Source organism: Amycolatopsis sp. NPDC043889 (genome assembly GCF_056435645.1).
In genome coordinates, this window is record NZ_JBWKEC010000048.1 from 26,262 (window position 1) to 43,120 (window position 16,859).

Below are 16,859 nucleotides of genomic sequence, written 5' to 3' on the forward strand. Positions count from 1 at the left end.
GGTCTTCAGGCGAGAGCGCCGACTGCGGTGGACAAGCGGACGGGAAGCTCGCTGATCCCGTTGATGAAGTTGGATCGCGCGCGCACCGGTTCGCCGATCACCTCGATGGCAGGGAACCGGTCGAACAGGATCGGCAGCAGCGCCCGCGCCTCGAGGCGTGCCACGGCGTTGCCGAGGCAGAAGTGCGGGCCGGCGCCGAAGGACACGTGCGGGTTCTCGGTACGGGTGATGTCGAACCGGTCGGGGTCGGTGAAGACGTCCTCGTCCCGGTTCGCCGAGGCGTAGCAGAGCACCACCTTGTCACCCGCCCGGATCTGCTGTCCGCCTAGTTCGATGTCCTGCACCGCGGTGCGCCGGAACTGGGTGACCGGCGGGAAGTAGCGCAGGATCTCCTCGATCGCGGTCGGCAGCAGACCGGGGTCGGCCCGCAGCCGCCGCCATTGGTCGGGATGTTGTGACAGCGTCAGGATGGTGCCGTTGAACAGGTTCCTGGTCGTCTCGTTGCCGGCGATGACCAGCAGCTGGAAGAACCGGTCGAGGTCGTCGTCGGACAGCCGCTCGCCATCGACCTCGGCGTTGACCGCCAGGCTCCAGACATCGTCGGTCGGGTGCGACCGCTTCCGCTTGGTCAGCTCCGCGGCGTAGGCGAACAGTTCGATGAACGCCGAGACATACGACCTGGGATCGCCGACCTGCGGGTCGCCGAAGCCGACCATGCGGTTGGTCCAGTCGTAGAGCAGATGGCGGTCGCCGGGCGGGACACCGAGGATGTCCGCGAGCACGAGCAGCGGCATCTCGGCCGAGACGTTTTCGACGAAATCGAGTTCGCCGCCGTCACCGAGTTTGTCCACCACGTCGCGGGCGTGGCGGGTGATCGACTCCTGCATCCCCGCCACGACGCGCGGGGTGAACGCCTTGCTGACGATCCGGCGCAGTTTCGAATGCTCCGGCGGGTCGGTGTTGAGCATCGCGCGGCGCATGTCGCGCAGCTCCCGAGGGCTGCTGTCGCGGATGAACGTGCCACCCTCGTGGGAGCTGAACACATCGGTGCGTTTACCGGCCGCCACAACGTCGGCGTGGCGGGTGACGGCCCAGAGGCCGGGCCCGCCGTCGAAGCCGTCGACGGCCGGTTCCGGGCACCACACGACCGGGCTCTCACGGCGCAACCGGGCGAACAAGGCGTGCGGGAAGCCGTCCTGATACGTGTCAGGATTGCCCAGGTCGGGAAGTATCACGCCGCCTCCTCAAGTCGTGTGGCCGTGCAGGATGAGAGTATGACCGTACGGACGGTCAGTCAAGTGGTGCGGGTCTTCGCGAAGGCGAGGCCGTCGTCCCAGGAGGCTTCTCCGGTGATGAGCCGGCGGTATTTCATGATGTCCCGCGGCCGGTTCAGGGTGAGTGCCCCGGCGAGCCGGTCGCCTTCGCGGTAGAGCGCGGTGAACCCGGTGCCGTCGGTGCCGCCGTCGACGACACGGATTTCGTCGGTCGCGGGGATGCCGACGAACTGGAAGCGGCTGCCGTACCAGTCCGACCAGAAGTACGGCACGGTCGCGTACGGCCGGGCGTTGGCGGGGTCGAGTGCGTTGCGCGCCGCCAGGGCGCCCTGTTCGGCCGCACTGGTCCAGTGCTCCAGCCGCATGTGCCGGGAGAACGCCGGGTTGTGCCAGCGGGCCACGTCGCCCGCGGCGTAGACGCCGGGAGCTCCGGTGTGGAGTGTCTCGTCGCAGACCACGCCGTCGTCCAGCGTCAGGCCGGAACCGGTCAGCCACTGGGTGGCTGGGGACGCGCCCACTCCGACGACGACCATGTCCGCCTCGAGCACTGTGCCGTCGGAGAGCCGGACCCGCTCCACCGCGCCGTCGCCTTCGATCGCTGCCACACCAACGCCGCAACGCAGCTCGGTGCCGTTGCGGGCGTGCAGTGACGAGCATGCCGCACCCATCTGCGCGCCGACGGCCCGGACCAGGGGAGTGGGCTGGGCTTCCACGATGGTCACCGTGAGCCCGCGATCCCGCGCGCTGGAGGCGACCTCGGAGCCGATGAAGCCGGCCCCGACCACGACCAGGTTCGTGCCGGGAGTGAGGGCCGCGCGTACGGCGATCGCGTCGTCGAGGGTGCGCAGGGTGTACACGCCGCGCAGCGCGTCCCAGCCGGGGACGGTGCGGGCGCGGGCACCCGTCGCGATCACCAGCGCGTCGTACCCGTACTCCTCGTCACCGACGCCGACCGTCTTGTCCTGAGTGTCCACACCGGACGCCGACCGGCCGAGGACCAGCCGCACGCCGAGCTCGTCGCGCAGCACCTGCTCGTCGCGGAACATCGGCGGCGCGGTTTCTTCCTTTGCCAGGAAGGCTTTCGACAGCGGGGGCCGGTCGTAGGGCAGGTGCTCCTCGGCGCCGATGAGGGTGATCGGTCCGTTGAAGCCGGTCTTGCGGGCGGCCTCGACCGCGCGCAGCCCGGCCAGTGACGCGCCGACGACGACAAGGCCGCCCACTTCAGGGCTCCAGCCGCAACGCCTCGGTGGGACAACCCGACACCGCCGCCTCGACCTCCGCGAGCGCGTCCCCTTCGACGACCTCGTCGAGCAGGACGAGATCACCGTTGTCGTCGATCTCGAAATGGTCCGGTGCCAGCGATTCGCAGATTCCCAGGCCGGTGCAGCGGCCCCTGTCCAGCACGATCTTCATCGCGCGCTCCCCACGGTGTCGAGATTCAGGTTCTTGGCGATGATCTCGTTCATGACCTCGTTCGCGCCGCCGCCGATGCCGAGCAGGCGGGCGTCCCGGTAGTGACGCTCCACTTCGGACTCCCGCATGTAGCCCATGCCACCGAAGATCTGCAGCGCTTCGTTGACGACGTGATCACACGCGTACACGGCGGTGTTCTTCGCCATCGCGATGGCGACGCTCACCTGTTCGCCGTCGTTGTACCGGCGTGCGACGTCGTGGACGAAAGTGCGTGCCGCGGTGGTCTGGCGGGCCATTTCGGCGAGTTTGTGACGGATCACCTGCCGCTGCGCGAGCGGCAGCCCGAAGGTGACGCGCTGCCTGGCCCAGTCGAGGGACAGTTCGAGGCAGCGGGCCGCGGTGGCGCAGGCCTGCACCGCCATGATCAGGCGTTCACTGTCGAAGCGCTGCATGATCTGCCGGAACCCGGTGCCTTCCCCGCCGACGAGGTTGGCGACCGGCACACGCACGTCGACGTAGCTCAGTTCGGCGGTGTCGGAGCAGCGGCAGCCCATCTTGTCGAGTTTGCGGGTCACGGTGAACCCGGGCGTGGACGTCTCGACGATCAGCAGCGACACACCGCGGTGCCCGGCGTCTCCGGTGCGGACGGCGGTGGTGATGAAGTCGGCGCGGGTACCGGAGGTGATGTAGGTCTTGGCGCCGTTGACGATGTAGTGATCGCCGTCGCGCACCGCCCGGGTCGACAGTGCCGCGACGTCGGAGCCCATCCCGGGTTCGGTGACGCCGAGCCCGCAGATCTTCCGGCCCGCCAGCGCCGGGCGGACGAACCGGTCGATCTGGTCCGGGTCGCCGGCGGCGGCGATGTGCGGGGCACCGATGTTGTGCGTCATCAAGGCGCCGAGCAGCCCGGAACTGCCGCCGCGCAGGAGGATCTCCTCGGTGACGACCAGGACGTCGAGGAATTCGCCCGCCCCGCCGGCGGCTTCGGGGAAGCCGAGTTCCAGGAGGCCGAGTTCGGCGGCCTGTTCGTGCAGCCGGCGCGGGACTTCGCCGTCCTCTTCCCATTGCGGGAGGTGGGGGACGATCTCCCTTTCGGTGAAGTCGGCGACCATCTTGCGCAAGCTGATGCGCTCAGGAGTGGTCCACGGATCCATGGCCGTCCTTTCTCGTCTCTGCGGCGTCGCGGGCCCACGCGTAGTCGGCCTTGCCGTTGTCGTGCCGGTGGACCTTGTCGGTCCGGATGAAGTCCTTCGGGACCTTGTAGCCCGCGAGCCGTTCCCGGCAGCCCGCGGCAAGCTCGTCCGCGGTCGGTGGAACTTCGGTGGCGGAGTGGTAGAGCGCGACGACTTCCTGACCCCAGCGCTCGCTGGCGCGTCCCACGACCAGGGCGTCCGCGACGCCCGGCAAGGCCCGGAGCACCTGTTCGACTTCCTCGGCGAAGACCTTCTCGCCACCGGTGTTGATGGTGGTGGCCTCGCGGCCGAAGAACTCGATGCCGCCGTCGGCGAGCAGTCGCGCTCGGTCACCCGGCACCGAGTACCGCGTCCCGTCCACGGTGACGAAGGTGGCGGCGGTCTTGCTTTGGTCGCCGAGGTAGCCGCGGGGAATGTGGCCGCCCTGAGCCAGCCAGCCGATCTCGTCATCGCCGGGGGCGAGGACGCGGGTGCGGTCGTCGGCGAGCACGACGGCGTTGCCCTTGCCCGCGAACCGGTTGCCGGAGCCGCGTTTGGCGTGCAGTCCCGTTTCGGAGGAGCCGAGCATGTCCGTGATCCGTAGCTGTGGCAGCAGTTCCTTCAGCCTGGTCTTGAGTTCGTCGCGCAGGGCCGCTCCGCTGTTGACGAGCAGCCGCAGGTCCGGCAACGGCCGTGGTCGCTGTTCGAGCTCGGCCACCAGCGGAGCGCCGAAAGCGTCCCCGACGATGGCCAACGACGTGACTCGCCGGTGCTCGCAGGTCTCGAGCAGCGTGGCCGCGTCGAAGCGCTCGGGATGGGGCTGGATCACCACGGTGGCGCCGCCGAGCCATCCGCCGAGCGCGATACCGGCGCCGGCGCCGTGCATCAGCGGGGGAGCGGGCAGGACGCGGCCGCGGATCGCGAGAGCGCGGCGGACGGCGTGTTCGACGTCGGTGATGGCGGAGCCGTCGCGGTCGCGCACGCCCAGCGGCCCGGCGACCAGGTCGCCGACCCGCCAGATGACACCTTTGGGCATCCCGGTGGTGCCGCCGGTGTAGAGCAGGTGAGCGTCGGCAGGGCTCGCTTTCGGCGCTCCGTCGGCCGGGTCGGCCCCGGCGAGCGCGGTCTCGTAGTCGAGCGCGCCCCGCAGCAGCGGCCCGGGTGTTCCGTCGTCGACTTGCAGCAGAAGCGGCGAGTGGTCGAGCCGGGGAAGTACCTCCGCGAGCGCGGGGGCGAAGCGGGCCCCGTACAGCAGTGTGCTCGGGTGCGCGTCGCGCAGCAGATGCGCCAGTTCCTCGTGGGTGTAGCGGTAGTTGATGTTGAAGGGCGCCACGGACGCCTTGTGCGCGCCGAGCAGCCCTTCGAGGTACTCGGATCCGTTGTGCAGCAACACTCCGAGGTGGTCCTGCCCGGTCTCCCATGGCTCGACGTGGTCGGCGCGGCGGCCGAGGCCGTGGTCGCGCAGGACCGCGGCGAGTCTGCGGGTGCGGTCGGTCATCTCGCGCCAGGACACCACTCGCCCGGCGATCACACAGGGTTCGTCGCCGAGTTCGGCGGCGATGGCTTCGTGCAGGGACGCCAAGTCCAGTTCGGGCATCGGAATCACGCTCCCGCGGTGAAGATCGGATGGCTTTCACTGCCGTCGGCGTGCACGAACTCGGCGTGCAGGGGCATCCCTGCCGACGGTGTGGCGGTGTCCACCCGTGCGTGGAGCCAGGGGCCTTCGGTGAGTTCGACGATCCCGACGGTGTAGGGGACGAGGTCGGTGTAGGCCCGGTTGGACGCGCGGTGCACGACGGTCCAGGACACCAACGTCGCCGTTCCCGCCGCGCGAACCCAGCTCAGTTCGGTCCCGCCACAGCCCGGGCACACGGCGGCGTCCGGTGCCGATGCCCGCGTGCAGCGGTCGCAGTGTTTGATCAGCAGTTCGTCCCGTGCCGCGGCGTCGAAGAACGGGCCGCTCTTCGCGTCGCGGGTGATGGGAGGCCAGGCGTGTTCGGTCATCGGCCCGCTCCGCTCAGGATCAGGGTCGCGTGGTGTTCGAGGATGCCGCCGTTGCCGCTGACCATGATCACGTCCCGCCGGGCGGCTTGGCGTGCGCCGGCCTGTCCGCGGCCCTGGATCACGGCTTCGACGATGGGGGTGAACCCGGTCAGGTAGTAGGCCGACAGCTGGCCGCCGCCGGTGTTGCACGGCAGGGAACCGCCGGGGGCGAGCCGTCCGTCGGCGACGAACTTCCCGCCCTCGCCTTTCGGGCAGAAGCCGTAGTCCTCGAGCGTGACCAGGACGGTGTAGGTGTAGCAGTCGTACAGCTGCAGGAGGTCGACGTCGTCGACGGTGACCCCGGCCATGCGCAGCGCCCGCGGCCCGGACTCGGCGGCGCCCGTACGCAGGCCGAAGCGTGAGTCGCGGTGCATCACCCGTCCTGGATGTGCCTGACCCCAGCCGAGGACGCCGACCGGGGGCTGGACGAGGTCGCGGGCGCGGCCGGCGCTGGTGACGATGACCGCGGCGGCGCCGTTGGACACCAGGCAGCAGTCCAGCAGCCGCAGCGGATCCGCGATGACCGGCGACTCCTGGTGTTCGGCCAGCGTCAGCGGCGCGCGGTGCTGTGCGTCGGGGTTGTCCGCCGCCCACGCGCGCTGGGCCACGGCGATCGCGCCGAGCTGTTCGCTGGTTGTGCCATAGGTCTCGAAGTGCCTGCGCGCGGCCAAGGCGTAGAACAGGTTGGGGGTCACCGCCCCGATCCCGGCGTGATACCCGGCGAAACCCTTCGGCAGGGAACGGCCGGACCCGCCGAACCCGTCCCGTCCGGAACCCTGCGGTTTGAGCGGCGTATCGGCGAACACGCAGGCGACCGCGGTCGCCTCGCCACGCTCGATCGCCGCCGCGGCGTGGGCGATCATCACCGCCGGGCCGGCCCCCAGCGCGCTGATCTCGGCGAGCAGACGCAGGTCGGTCAACCCGAGGACTTTCTGCAGCGACAACCGCGGCGCTCCTCGCACCCCGGGCGTGACGAGCAGTCCGTCCACTTCGGACATCGCCAGCCCGGCGTCGGCGGCGGCCAGGCGTACGGCCTCGGCGGCCAGATCCGTCGCGCTGCGGTCATAGATCTTGCCGACGTCGGTGAGCCCGAGTCCGGCGATCGCCGCCCCACCCATGCGCGTCACCGGCTTTCCCAGCTGGGCTTGCGTTTCTCCGCGAACGCGCGTGGCCCTTCCCTGGCGTCGGCGGTCTTCATGATCATGACCGCCTCGGCGTCGGACAGCTCCCAAGCTGCGGGTTCCCAGTCCGAACCGAGCGCGAGCATCTGGTGGATGACACGTTTGCTGGCCTGCACCGCCAGTGGAGCGTTCGCCGCGATCACGTTCGCCAGCGCCAGCGCCTCGTCGAGCACCTTCTCCTGAGGAACGACCCGGTTGACCAGCCCCCAGTGCAACGCGGACTCGGCCGTGATCGGCGCGCCGGTGAGGGTGGCCTCCAGGGCGATCGCCAGCGGGACGCGCCGGGCCAGGCGCAACAGGCCACCGCCCGCGGCGATGATGCCGCGGGTGACCTCGGGCAGCCCGAGCTCGGCGGTTTCGCTCATCACCGCCAGGTCGCAGGCGAGCATGAGCTCCGTGCCGCCGCCGAACGCGTAACCGTTGACCGCGGCGATCACCGGCTTGTCCAGCCGGCGCTTGAGGAACCCGCCGAAGCCGCGTTCGCGCTGCTCCCGGGTGACGAGCGGACGCCCGGCCGCGACCTCCTTGAGGTCCGCTCCGGCGCTGAAGGCGCGGCCCGCGCCGGTCAGCACGCCGACACGCAGCTCGGGATCGGCGGCGAACTCGTCGACCGCGGCCTCGACCGCGACCGACATCGCGGCGTTGACGGCGTTCATCACGTGGGGCCGGTTCAAGGTGATGAGCGCGACGTGCCCTATCCGGCGCAGGGTCGCCGGGGGTTCGCCGGTGGGCAAGGGGTCTGCCATGTCTCCTCCGCAGCCTCGGTTCTCTAGATGACCGTACGGACGGTCAGTTAAAAAGGCAAGAGTGTGCCGCCGTCGTTTCGCGGTGACTCAGCCGTCCGCGCGCCGGGCGTACAGCTCGGCGATCTCGGACGCGTACTTCTGCGTGATGGGTTTGCGCCGGACCTTCATCGTCGGGGTGATCTCGTCGCCACCGGGTTCCCAGAACGCCGGGAGGAGGGCGAATTGCTTGATCTGCTCCGCTCGCGAGAGCTTCGCGTTCCCGGTGTCGACCGCGTCCTGGACGGCGTGCCGGATGCGCTCGTCCTTGACCAGGACGGCGGGGTCGGGCTCGAGGCCGAGTTTCTCGCCGAAGGCGGCGGCGACGTCGGGGTCCAGGGTGATCAGTGCGACGTTGTAGGGCTTGTTGTCGCCGATCACCATCATCGGGCCGATCAGCGGGGAGCCGGAGCCGATGGCGTTCTCGATGTTGGTGGGGGACATGTTCTTGCCGCCCGCGTTGATGATCAGTTCCTTCTTGCGATCGATGATCGTGATGTGGCCGTCGTCGGCGACGGACACGATGTCGCCGGTGTGCAACCAGCCTTCCGGGTCGATCGCCTCGGCGGTCCTGGCCGGGTCGTCGCGGTAGCCCTTCATCAGAAAGGGGCCACGCGCCAGTAGTTCGCCGTCCTCGGTCAGGCGGGTCTCGAGGCCGGGCAGGGGTGTGCCGACCGTTCCCGCTCGAGCCTGGGCGGGCGGCGCGCCGATGCCGAGGCCGCACTCCGACATGCCCCATGCCTCGCTGACGGGAAGTCCGAGACGTTCGAGGAAGGCGTAGACGTCGGGTGGGATCGCGGCGGCGCCGGACAGGGCCCAGCGAAGCTTGTCCAGGCCGAGTTGGGCGCGCACGGCGGCCAGGACCCGTGGTTCACCGGCCTGGAAACCCGCGGCGAGTCCGGGATCGGCTTGCAGCCGCATCTCCAGCCCCAGCTTGATCTTCTCCCAGATCCGCGGCACCCCCGCGAACGTCGTCGGCCGCGCGGCGGCCAACGCGGCAGGCAGTTGCCGCAGATCGGCGACAGGGGTGACAGCGACCCCGTAGCGCATGGCGAAGTAATGGTTGAGAAACCGGTCCGCGACGTGGGCGGCGGGCAGATACGAGATCCCCATGTCGTCGTCGCCCAGCGGGAAAGGCGAGCTGAAACTCTTCGCCAGCGCGAGCACGCCGCGGTGGGTGTGCTCGACACCCTTCGGAGGCCCGGTCGTCCCCGAGGTGTAGATCAGGCACAGCACGTCGTCCGGCTGGACCGAACGCCAGGAAGCCTCGAAGTCGAAGCCGGGGGAGGGCTCCAGGCGGTCGAGGTCACCGTCCTCGACGATCAGGAGATGTTCGACCGGGCCGCCTGCCGCACGGATCCGGTCGGCGAACTGCCGCTCGCAGATGACCACCCTCGTGCCGGCGTGGCCGAGCAGGTAACCGATCTGCTCCGGAGAGCTGGTGTTGTAGATCGAGAACGTCGTCGCGCCGAGATGAGAGGCGGCGGTCTCACTCAGATGGAATTCGGGGCGATTGGTCAACATCGTCGCGACGGTCTGTCCACGGTGGACACCCAACGCGGCGAGCCCGCCCGCGATGCGGCGTACCGCCTCGCCGTAGGCGCGCCAGGTGAGGTCCGGGCTGTCGTCCACAGTGTGCAGCGAGATGGCGTCCGGCTTGACCGAGACGGTGCGCTGGAGCGCCTCGGGGAAGGTCAGGGGCTCGGTCATGGCTCTCCTAGATCGGCGCGACGGCCGCCTTGTGTCGACGTTGACTTTGAGCAACTATGAGCCCGACCGCACGTACAGTCAATACATCGTCCGAGGTGTTCAGAGGGCTGCGACGTGCTCCGACCTCACCGCGCAACGAAGCGCGAGATGGGTGAGACACCATGGTTGCTCGTACCATTCCGGCGATATTCGCCGTCCTGCTCATGGCTTTCGCGGGCGTGCCCGCAATGGCGGCCGAAGACCCCGGCCCGCCGCTGTCGGCGCCGGAGGCCGCGATGGACGCGGCCGTCACGTGCACCGCCGACATCAAGGACGCCAGGGTCAACCCGGTGCTGCTGGTGCACGGCACCGGCGCGACACCGCAGGAATACTGGAGCTGGAACTACGAACGCGCCCTGCCCGCGCTCGGTGTGCCGGTCTGCACGGTGGCGTTGCCGGAACGGGCGCTGATCAGCGTTCCCATCGCCAACGAGTACCTCGTCCATGCCATCCGCCGCGTCCACGGCCTGAGCGGCCGTAAGGTTTCCGTCCTCGGTCACAGCCAGGGGGGCACGCACATCCTGTGGTCCCTGCGGTTCTGGCCCGACCTGCCGGACAAGGTCGACGACGTGGTCGCACTGTCCGGTGACTTCCACGGCACCGCCATCGGCAACCTCGTCTGCGCCGGCCCCTGCACGGCGATCTCCTGGCAGGCCCGGATCGGTTCGAACCTGCTGACCAGGATGACCCGTGATCCTCTTCCTGTCGGGCCGTCGTACACCACGGTCCAGACCGTATTCGACGAGATCGTCACCCCGGCGCCGCAAGCGGGCCGGCTCGACGGCGCGGCGAACTTCACCGTTCAGGACTTCTGCCCCGGCCGCCTCGCCGATCACGTCACGATGCTGGCCGACAACGTCGCCTGGCAGGTCGCCGTCGATGCCCTCACCCACGACGGTCCCGCTGTCGCGAGCCGTATCAGGGCCCAATGCTGGAAACCGTTCCTGTCCAACGTGGACCTGCTCGGTTTCGCCAACGCGATCCCCACGGTCGGCAGCGCTCTCGGCGGGATCCTGGGCCTGACCCAGCCGAAGCTGCCCGCCGAACCCGAACTGCCCGGCTATGCCCGACCGTAGCGGAAAACTTGACTGACCGCACGTACGGTCTGTAAACAGTATCCATGACCATCACCACCGGCACTGTGCGAGCGACCGCCGCCGTGCTCCGCGCACCGGACGGGCCGTTTTCTCTCGAGAACGTCGTCCTGGACGCCCCCGGACGCGGCGAGGTCGTCGTGCGGATCGCCGGAGTCGGGCTCTGCCATACCGACCTGCTGCCCCGCACGCCGGTCGTGAAGCCGCCGGTGATCGCCGGCCACGAGGCCGCCGGGGTGGTGGAGGCCGTCGGTGACGGCGTCGCCGACCCGCGGGTCGGCGACCACGTCGTGCTCTCCTTCGACTCCTGCGGCGACTGTGCGAACTGCCTGGCCGCCCAGCCGGCGTACTGCGAGTCGTTCTGGCCCCGAAACATGTCAGGCAAGCGTGCCGACCGCTCGACGGGTGCCCGCGACGCGGAGGGCAACTCCATCAAGGGCCGGTGGTTCGGCCAGTCCTCCTTCGCCACACACGCCGTCGTCGCGGCACGCAACACCATCAAGGTCGACCCGGCGCTGCCGCTGGACCTGCTCGGCCCGTTGGCCTGCGGTGTCCTGACCGGCGCCGGGTCGGTCTTCAACTCCCTCGACCTCAGCCCCGGAACCGGCCTGGCCGTGTTCGGCGCCGGAACCGTCGGGCTCTCCGCGATCATGGCCGCTCGCGTCGCCGGGGCGACGACCATCGTCGCGGTCGATCTCAACCCGGAACGGTTGCGGCTCGCCGAAGAACTGGGCGCCACCCACGTCGTCGACGCCACGACCCCGGACCTGACCCAGCACCTGCGGAAGCTCACCGGCGGCGGTCTCGAGTACACCCTGGACACCACCGGTGTCCCCGAGGTGATCACCACCGCGATCGACGTGCTCCGCCTGCGCGGAGTGTGCGGGCTGCTCGGAGTGCAGCGCGGGGCGCTCGCGATCAGGCCCGACCAGTTCGCGCTCGGCCGCACCGTCAAGGGAATCCTCGAAGGCGACGCCGTACCCAAGCTGCTGATCCCGCGACTCATCGCGCTGTGGCGACAGGGCCGGTTCCCGTTCGACAAGCTCATCACCACCTTCCCCCTGGACGAGATCAACGACGCGGAGGCCGCGATGCACGCCGGCTCCGTCGTGAAACCCGTCCTGCTGCCCACCCCGACCAAGGAGCTGTCATGACAGTCCAAGCCGAGGCCCTCTTCATCGACGGCGGCTGGACGCGGCCGTCCACCTCCGAACGGATCGCGGTCCATTCCGCGAGCACCGAGGAACTGCTCGGTCACGTCGCCGCCGGAGTGGAAGCCGACATCGACGCCGCCGTCGCCGCGGCCCGCCGCGCCTTCGACGACCCTCACGGCTGGTCTTCCTGGGAAGCATCGGCACGAGCCGACGTCCTTGACCGGTTCGCCGCCGAACTGTCGGCCCGCAGCGGCGAGATCGTGCGGCACGTGAGCAGCCAGAACGGCATGCCCATCCGCATCGGACGGCAGACCGAAGGGCTCGTCCCGGCCAATCTGCTGCGGTACTACGCGGGCCTGATCCGCGAGCAGCCACCGGAAGAGCTCCGGCCATCACTGGTCAGCGGCACGACCGCCGTCCGCAGGGAACCGATCGGAGTGGTCGGGGCGATCGTGCCCTGGAACTTCCCCCAGTCCCTGACCTTCTTCAAACTCGCCCCCGCGCTCGCCGCGGGGTGCACCGTGGTGCTCAAACCCTCCTCGGAGACGGTGCTCGACGCCCTGCTGATCGCCGACGCCGCGATCGCCGCAGGCCTCCCGCCCGGCGTGCTCAACATCGTGCCCGGCTCAGGCCGCGGAGCGGGCGCCCACCTGGTACGCCACCCCGGCGTGGACAAGATCGCCTTCACCGGCTCCACCGAAGCGGGCAGGTCGATCGCGGAAACCTGTGGCAAGCTGCTGCGGCCGGTGACCCTCGAACTGGGCGGCAAATCCGCCGGCATCATCCTCGACGACGCCGACCTCACGGTGAGCATGAAGGGCATGTTCAGCTCCTGCCTGCTCAACCAGGGGCAGAGCTGCTTCATCAGCACCCGCATCCTCGCCCCGCGCAGCCGCTACGACGAAGTGGTTGACGCCTTCACCGCGCTGGCCTCCTCCCTGCCCATCGGCGACCCGCTGGACAAGGCCACCGTGATCGGCCCGCTGGCCAGCCGGAAGCAACGCGACAGCGTCGAGGCCTACATCGCCACAGGCACGTCCGAAGGCGGCCGGATCACCACCGGAGGCCGCCGCCCCGCGGGCTTCGACCGCGGCTGGTACCTCGAGCCGACGATCTTCGCCGACGTCACCAACGACCACACCATCGCCAGGGAAGAGATCTTCGGCCCGGTGCTGGCGATCATCCCCTTCACCGACGACGAAGACGCCATCCACATCGCCAACGACTCCGACTACGGCCTCGGCGGCACCGTCTGGACGACCGACGTCGACCGCGGACACGCCCTCGCCCGCAAGGTCGCCACCGGCACCATCGGCGTCAACGGCTTCACCATGGACCCCGGCGCACCGTTCGGCGGCGTCAAAGCCAGCGGCCTCGGCCGCGAACTCGGACCGGAAGGCCTGACCGCGTACCAGCGCTACCAATCCATCTACCTGCCCTGAAGACCGGCCGGTCTTCTAGACTGGACCGGATCGACCGTCCGTACGGTGACCACGCGAGACACAGGGAGAACGCGGTGCCCCGACCAGTCGGCAGGCGAGCAGAGATCCTGGAGACGTTCGCTCGGCACGTCGCCGAACGCGGCTACGACCAGACCAACCTGGGCGACATCGCCGACGAACTCGGCATGTCCAAAGGAACCATCGTCCACCACTTCGGCACCAAGGCCCAGATGCTGCGCGAAGTGGAAGAGAACTACATGCGCCGCCAACTCCACGCGGTCCACGGAATGTGGGAGCGCCTGGAAAAACCGCAAGAGCGCGTGGCCGCGATCATCTACGCCTCGGTTCTCCTGCACGTCGTCGACCGCCACGCCACCGTCGCGACCCAGCGGGAGGTCGTGCAGCTGTCGGATGATCCAGCGATGCAGGAAGTCCGCAAACTACGCGGCGAGATGCAGCGCCTGACCGAAACCGAACTACAGCACGGCGTCGACGCCGGACTCTTCCGGAAAATCGACGCCCGGGTCGCCACCTTGCAGCTTTTCGGCTCTGTGCAATGGATGTGGGTCTGGTTCGACCCCAAGGGGACCCAGACCCCCGAAGAGGTAGGGGCGTCGATGGTCGACGTCTTCCTCGGTGGCCTGCTGCTGGACCGGTACGGGTTACAGCAAGTGGCGGATCCGAAGGGGACCGTGGTGACCGTGGTGCGGGAATGCCTCACAGCGGTGGGGGAGAGTCCAGAATAGCTCTCCGACACGACTCCTTGTGTGTCGGGGGGTCGGCAGTCGCTTCCCGATGATCGGTACGGTCTCGCCCTGCGCCATCGCGTGTCCGGTCGGATCGTGTACACGTGGTAGCCATCCGAACAGCACAGGACTCGGTCCAGTGGCGAAGCACGCCGGAGTGGGCGCGCACCCGCGGTCAACGCCGTGGTGACCTGAGTCAAGGAGACGGCTCGAGTCCGTATGAGAAGGGTGCAACGAGACAGCTGCGCCGACCGGACCGCCGCCTGGTCCCAGGCGTGTTGGACGAGCTATTCCACCGGTTCTGATAACGGACTCAGCCGGCAAACAAAAAGTCGTTCCCGCCGGGTCGAGATGACAAAAGGTAGTGATCCAGCGCTTCGGATCGGGTGTCAGCCTAGCGACGAAGCGTGCACTTCCGGTGAAGGTCGTGACGACGTGGTGCTGCCTGAATTGGGCCAGGGTCGTGCTGAGGGCCGCAGTTGACGATGGCTCGACAGAAGGTTCGGCAATCTCGTCAAGCAGGCGAATGATCGTGGGGTGGCGTCCTCTGCCTCCTCCGGTGAGCAAGCCCACGTTCTCAGTCGACTTAGCGAACGATGCGCTGTCCCAGCGCTGACTGCGTGCCAAGATGCGATCTCTTTGACCACCGGTACGAAATCCCCGCCTTGAAGGGTTCCGTCAAGAACGCCGCGTTGAGGGCTAGGCGGCGGCGGTGGTGTGGTCGGATTGGAGGGGCGAAGTCTCGGCCGTGGTGGTAGGCAGCGTCGAGGGCCACGAGCGCGGTTCGGGTTGCTCAAGGCGGTCACCGCGCCGTGCGCCGGCGCCGTTCGATCACGGTCGGCGCGGAGATCCACAGTTCACAGGGCATTTTGATCCGTGAGTTACCTATTGGAACCGCGCCGGGGATGCGAACTCACACGCCGCCATCGCGCGTTTCGCCCGGCGTCCGCGGCCGTGCACCTGCGCCGCCGTTTCCGAGCCTTGAAAAGGAAGAGACCTTCACTCGGTAGTGTTGAGTGAAGGTTCTCGCAACTGGTGAGATCTCACTAAAGCGGTGTCCGAGGACCGAGCCGCCCACTGCGCACACGTCCTCCACCAGCGAACACTGTTGGTTGTGGCGCCATGATGTGCGTTCGAATCCCTGGCGAGGCGCGTGCAGCATCCACTCGAAACCACATCCGCTGTGAACTGCGACCTTCCGCGACCGCCGGGATCGGCCGGCGTCGTCGCGGTCAGGGTGTTGATGCTCGATGACGACTTCCGTGCGGCGCAGGTTCGAGCCCCCGGCAGGGCTACATGCAGACGGTCCCGCGTCTGACCAGCGCTCTTCGACCGGAATGTTGGTGATTGAGCGCAGTTTCTCGGTTGATGACGTCGCCGCTACCTCCTCGCTGGTTCCGGGCCAGCACGTTGGCGTGGTGGACGGTGCCAAGTGAGGTCGGACAAGACTTTTCGAGACAGCCGCGGCGTCTCGGCGGTGTCAGGTCGTGTCGCATGGTGTCGGCCTGAGTCCAACCTCGCGGGCTCGTCTCGGGTTCTATCGCTGGGTGCAGATGCTGTGGCTCGCCGCGCAGCGGGACGGAGGGCGTGGTGAAGGCGGGGGACCAGCGTGATTCGGTTGCGTCGGCTGTGAGTGTGATGGTCGGGATCGTGGTCGGACTGACATTTCTTTTTGGGTTCGGCAATGTGTTCGCGCTCGCTCTCCGGCTCGGCGTGCCGGTGTGGGTAGCGCCCTTGGTTGCGCCTGCGGTGGACCTGACGGTTGTGGCGTTGCTCTTGGCGATCCGCCGCCTAGCGGCCCAGGGAGCGACTCCTGACGTTCTGCGTTCCGCGCGGCGGCTTCTTGTTCTCACGAGCGCGGCGACCTTGGCGTTGAACGTGGCCGAGCCTCTGATCGCTGGAGAGGTCGGCAAGGCCTTGTTCGACGCGGTGGGACCGCTATTGTTGATCGGTTGGTCCGAGGTCGGGCCGGGTTTGCTTCAGGCACTCGCTGACCTTCGGGAGCGCACACAGCCTCCTGCTGCTGGCGCGCCGATGACCACGGTGCGGGAGGTCTCACCGGAGGTATCAGGCTGGAACCTGGCCGGACTTGACGACGACCTGATTGAGCGCGCAAGGGAGATGGATGCTCGGCATCGGGAGCTGCGCCAGCGGCCGATCTCGGCCGAGGCGCTTCGCAAAGCCCTGGGCGTTGGAGCTGAGCGCTCCCGAATTCTGACCCGTGTCGTTCGCGCGGAATGGCGCGAGCCGTCGCAAGTCGCAGCGGAATCTGCTTCCTAGCCCTCAAGTCTTGCCCGTGCAGGGCGATCACCCCGAGTAGATCGGGGCTCCAGTTGCGCTCTTTCGCCAGGAGAAGGTTCCGGTGGCATGTGTAACCGAAACTGAAGGGTCGATGCTGGTCAGGCCGCTACCGCGACGCTGTAGCAGTTCTAGGTGCACTCGAAAGCCGCCTGCCTCGGCTAACACCAGGAGGGTTGGACTGTGGCGGGATCTCCGCAGGCAAACCGAAGCAGATTGGTCTGCGGGCGCGCTATCATCACAGGTCAGCAAGTGTGCTCCCCGCAGGTGCGGGGATGACCCGGTGCTACGCGACGCGATCAAGGCCGATCCGGACGTGCTCCCCGCAGGTGCAGGGATGGTCCGCTGTCGAAGCGGACGTAGGCCGACCGTTCCGTTGTGCTCCCTGCAGGTGCGGGGATGATCCGAAGCCTTGATCTAGCCTCGATCTTGCATGGGGTTCTGTGAGTTCGTCGGGATTGCTGCTGTGGTCGGGTTTTCGGTTGAAAGTCTTGCTGTGGGCAGGGTTGTG

Annotated in this window: 14 protein-coding genes; 5 read left to right on the plus strand and 9 right to left on the minus strand. The window is 68.5% G+C overall.

What is annotated here, in order from left to right; all coding sequences use genetic code 11:
- Window positions 1-5: 5 nt before the first annotated feature.
- The 9 genes from AC0685_RS41265 to AC0685_RS41305 all read right to left on the minus strand — a co-directional run bounded on the left by AC0685_RS41265 (window position 6) and on the right by AC0685_RS41305 (window position 9,575).
- Window positions 6-1,235 carry a cytochrome P450 gene (locus AC0685_RS41265; protein WP_478230479.1) on the minus strand — a complete coding sequence of 410 codons (1,230 nt, stop codon included), beginning with the start codon at window positions 1,233-1,235 and terminating at the stop codon, window positions 6-8.
- Between the two features lie 59 nt (window positions 1,236-1,294).
- Window positions 1,295-2,494: an NAD(P)/FAD-dependent oxidoreductase gene (locus tag AC0685_RS41270; protein ID WP_478230480.1), complete on the minus strand. Its 1,200-nt coding sequence runs from the start codon at window positions 2,492-2,494 to the stop codon at window positions 1,295-1,297.
- A 1-nt stretch (window position 2,495) separates the two neighbouring features.
- A complete protein-coding gene (locus tag AC0685_RS41275) occupies window positions 2,496-2,687 on the minus strand; it encodes a ferredoxin (protein ID WP_478230481.1) in 192 nt (63 codons plus the stop codon).
- Window positions 2,684-3,841 carry an acyl-CoA dehydrogenase family protein gene (locus AC0685_RS41280; protein ID WP_478230482.1) on the minus strand — a complete coding sequence of 386 codons (1,158 nt, stop codon included), beginning with the start codon at window positions 3,839-3,841 and terminating at the stop codon, window positions 2,684-2,686. Before AC0685_RS41280 ends, AC0685_RS41275 begins: the two co-directional genes overlap by 4 nt.
- Window positions 3,819-5,456: an AMP-binding protein gene (locus AC0685_RS41285; protein WP_478230483.1), complete on the minus strand. Its 1,638-nt coding sequence runs from the start codon at window positions 5,454-5,456 to the stop codon at window positions 3,819-3,821. Before AC0685_RS41285 ends, AC0685_RS41280 begins: the two co-directional genes overlap by 23 nt.
- Window positions 5,457-5,461: 5 nt before the next feature.
- Window positions 5,462-5,863, minus strand: coding sequence for a Zn-ribbon domain-containing OB-fold protein (locus AC0685_RS41290; RefSeq protein ID WP_478230484.1), 402 nt, complete (start codon window positions 5,861-5,863; stop codon window positions 5,462-5,464).
- The gene (locus tag AC0685_RS41295) at window positions 5,860-7,020 is read right to left on the minus strand and encodes a thiolase family protein (RefSeq protein ID WP_478230492.1); all 1,161 of its coding nucleotides are present in this window, start codon (window positions 7,018-7,020) and stop codon (window positions 5,860-5,862) included. Before AC0685_RS41295 ends, AC0685_RS41290 begins: the two co-directional genes overlap by 4 nt.
- 5 nt (window positions 7,021-7,025) lie before the next feature.
- Complete coding sequence (locus AC0685_RS41300) at window positions 7,026-7,829, minus strand: crotonase/enoyl-CoA hydratase family protein (protein WP_478230485.1); 804 nt, start codon at window positions 7,827-7,829, stop codon at window positions 7,026-7,028.
- Between the two features lie 87 nt (window positions 7,830-7,916).
- A complete protein-coding gene (locus AC0685_RS41305; RefSeq protein ID WP_478230486.1) occupies window positions 7,917-9,575 on the minus strand; it encodes an AMP-binding protein in 1,659 nt (552 codons plus the stop codon).
- A gap of 161 nt (window positions 9,576-9,736) precedes the next feature.
- On the opposite strand from AC0685_RS41305, the gene AC0685_RS41310 reads away from it, so the two are divergent.
- The 5 genes from AC0685_RS41310 to AC0685_RS41330 all read left to right on the plus strand — a co-directional run bounded on the left by AC0685_RS41310 (window position 9,737) and on the right by AC0685_RS41330 (window position 16,330).
- A complete protein-coding gene (locus AC0685_RS41310) occupies window positions 9,737-10,690 on the plus strand; it encodes an esterase/lipase family protein (RefSeq protein ID WP_478230487.1) in 954 nt (317 codons plus the stop codon).
- A 44-nt stretch (window positions 10,691-10,734) separates the two neighbouring features.
- Window positions 10,735-11,862, plus strand: coding sequence for an NAD(P)-dependent alcohol dehydrogenase (locus AC0685_RS41315; protein WP_478230488.1), 1,128 nt, complete (start codon window positions 10,735-10,737; stop codon window positions 11,860-11,862).
- On the plus strand, window positions 11,859-13,304 hold the full coding sequence (locus tag AC0685_RS41320; protein WP_478230489.1) for an aldehyde dehydrogenase: 1,446 nt from the start codon (window positions 11,859-11,861) through the stop codon (window positions 13,302-13,304). The genes AC0685_RS41315 and AC0685_RS41320 overlap by 4 nt, the downstream gene beginning before the upstream one ends.
- Window positions 13,305-13,378: 74 nt before the next feature.
- Window positions 13,379-14,050 carry a TetR/AcrR family transcriptional regulator gene (locus AC0685_RS41325; RefSeq protein WP_478230490.1) on the plus strand — a complete coding sequence of 224 codons (672 nt, stop codon included), beginning with the start codon at window positions 13,379-13,381 and terminating at the stop codon, window positions 14,048-14,050.
- Between the two features lie 1,590 nt (window positions 14,051-15,640).
- The gene (locus AC0685_RS41330; RefSeq protein WP_478230491.1) at window positions 15,641-16,330 is read left to right on the plus strand and encodes a hypothetical protein; all 690 of its coding nucleotides are present in this window, start codon (window positions 15,641-15,643) and stop codon (window positions 16,328-16,330) included.
- Window positions 16,331-16,859: the final 529 nt, after the last annotated feature.

What these genes read in the sequence shown, in the direction of transcription:
- AC0685_RS41290 (WP_478230484.1), bottom strand. Translation starts at nt 5,863, where the DNA reads ATGACCGAACACGCCTGGCCTCCCATCACCCGCGACGCGAAGAGCGGC.
- AC0685_RS41310 (WP_478230487.1), top strand. Translation starts at nt 9,737, where the DNA reads ATGGTTGCTCGTACCATTCCGGCGATATTCGCCGTCCTGCTCATGGCT.
- AC0685_RS41315 (WP_478230488.1), top strand. Translation starts at nt 10,735, where the DNA reads ATGACCATCACCACCGGCACTGTGCGAGCGACCGCCGCCGTGCTCCGC.
- AC0685_RS41275 (WP_478230481.1), bottom strand. Translation starts at nt 2,687, where the DNA reads ATGAAGATCGTGCTGGACAGGGGCCGCTGCACCGGCCTGGGAATCTGC.
- AC0685_RS41295 (WP_478230492.1), bottom strand. Translation starts at nt 7,020, where the DNA reads ATGGGTGGGGCGGCGATCGCCGGACTCGGGCTCACCGACGTCGGCAAG.
- AC0685_RS41320 (WP_478230489.1), top strand. Translation starts at nt 11,859, where the DNA reads ATGACAGTCCAAGCCGAGGCCCTCTTCATCGACGGCGGCTGGACGCGG.
- AC0685_RS41300 (WP_478230485.1), bottom strand. Translation starts at nt 7,829, where the DNA reads ATGGCAGACCCCTTGCCCACCGGCGAACCCCCGGCGACCCTGCGCCGG.
- AC0685_RS41305 (WP_478230486.1), bottom strand. Translation starts at nt 9,575, where the DNA reads ATGACCGAGCCCCTGACCTTCCCCGAGGCGCTCCAGCGCACCGTCTCG.
- AC0685_RS41285 (WP_478230483.1), bottom strand. Translation starts at nt 5,456, where the DNA reads ATGCCCGAACTGGACTTGGCGTCCCTGCACGAAGCCATCGCCGCCGAA.
- AC0685_RS41280 (WP_478230482.1), bottom strand. Translation starts at nt 3,841, where the DNA reads ATGGATCCGTGGACCACTCCTGAGCGCATCAGCTTGCGCAAGATGGTC.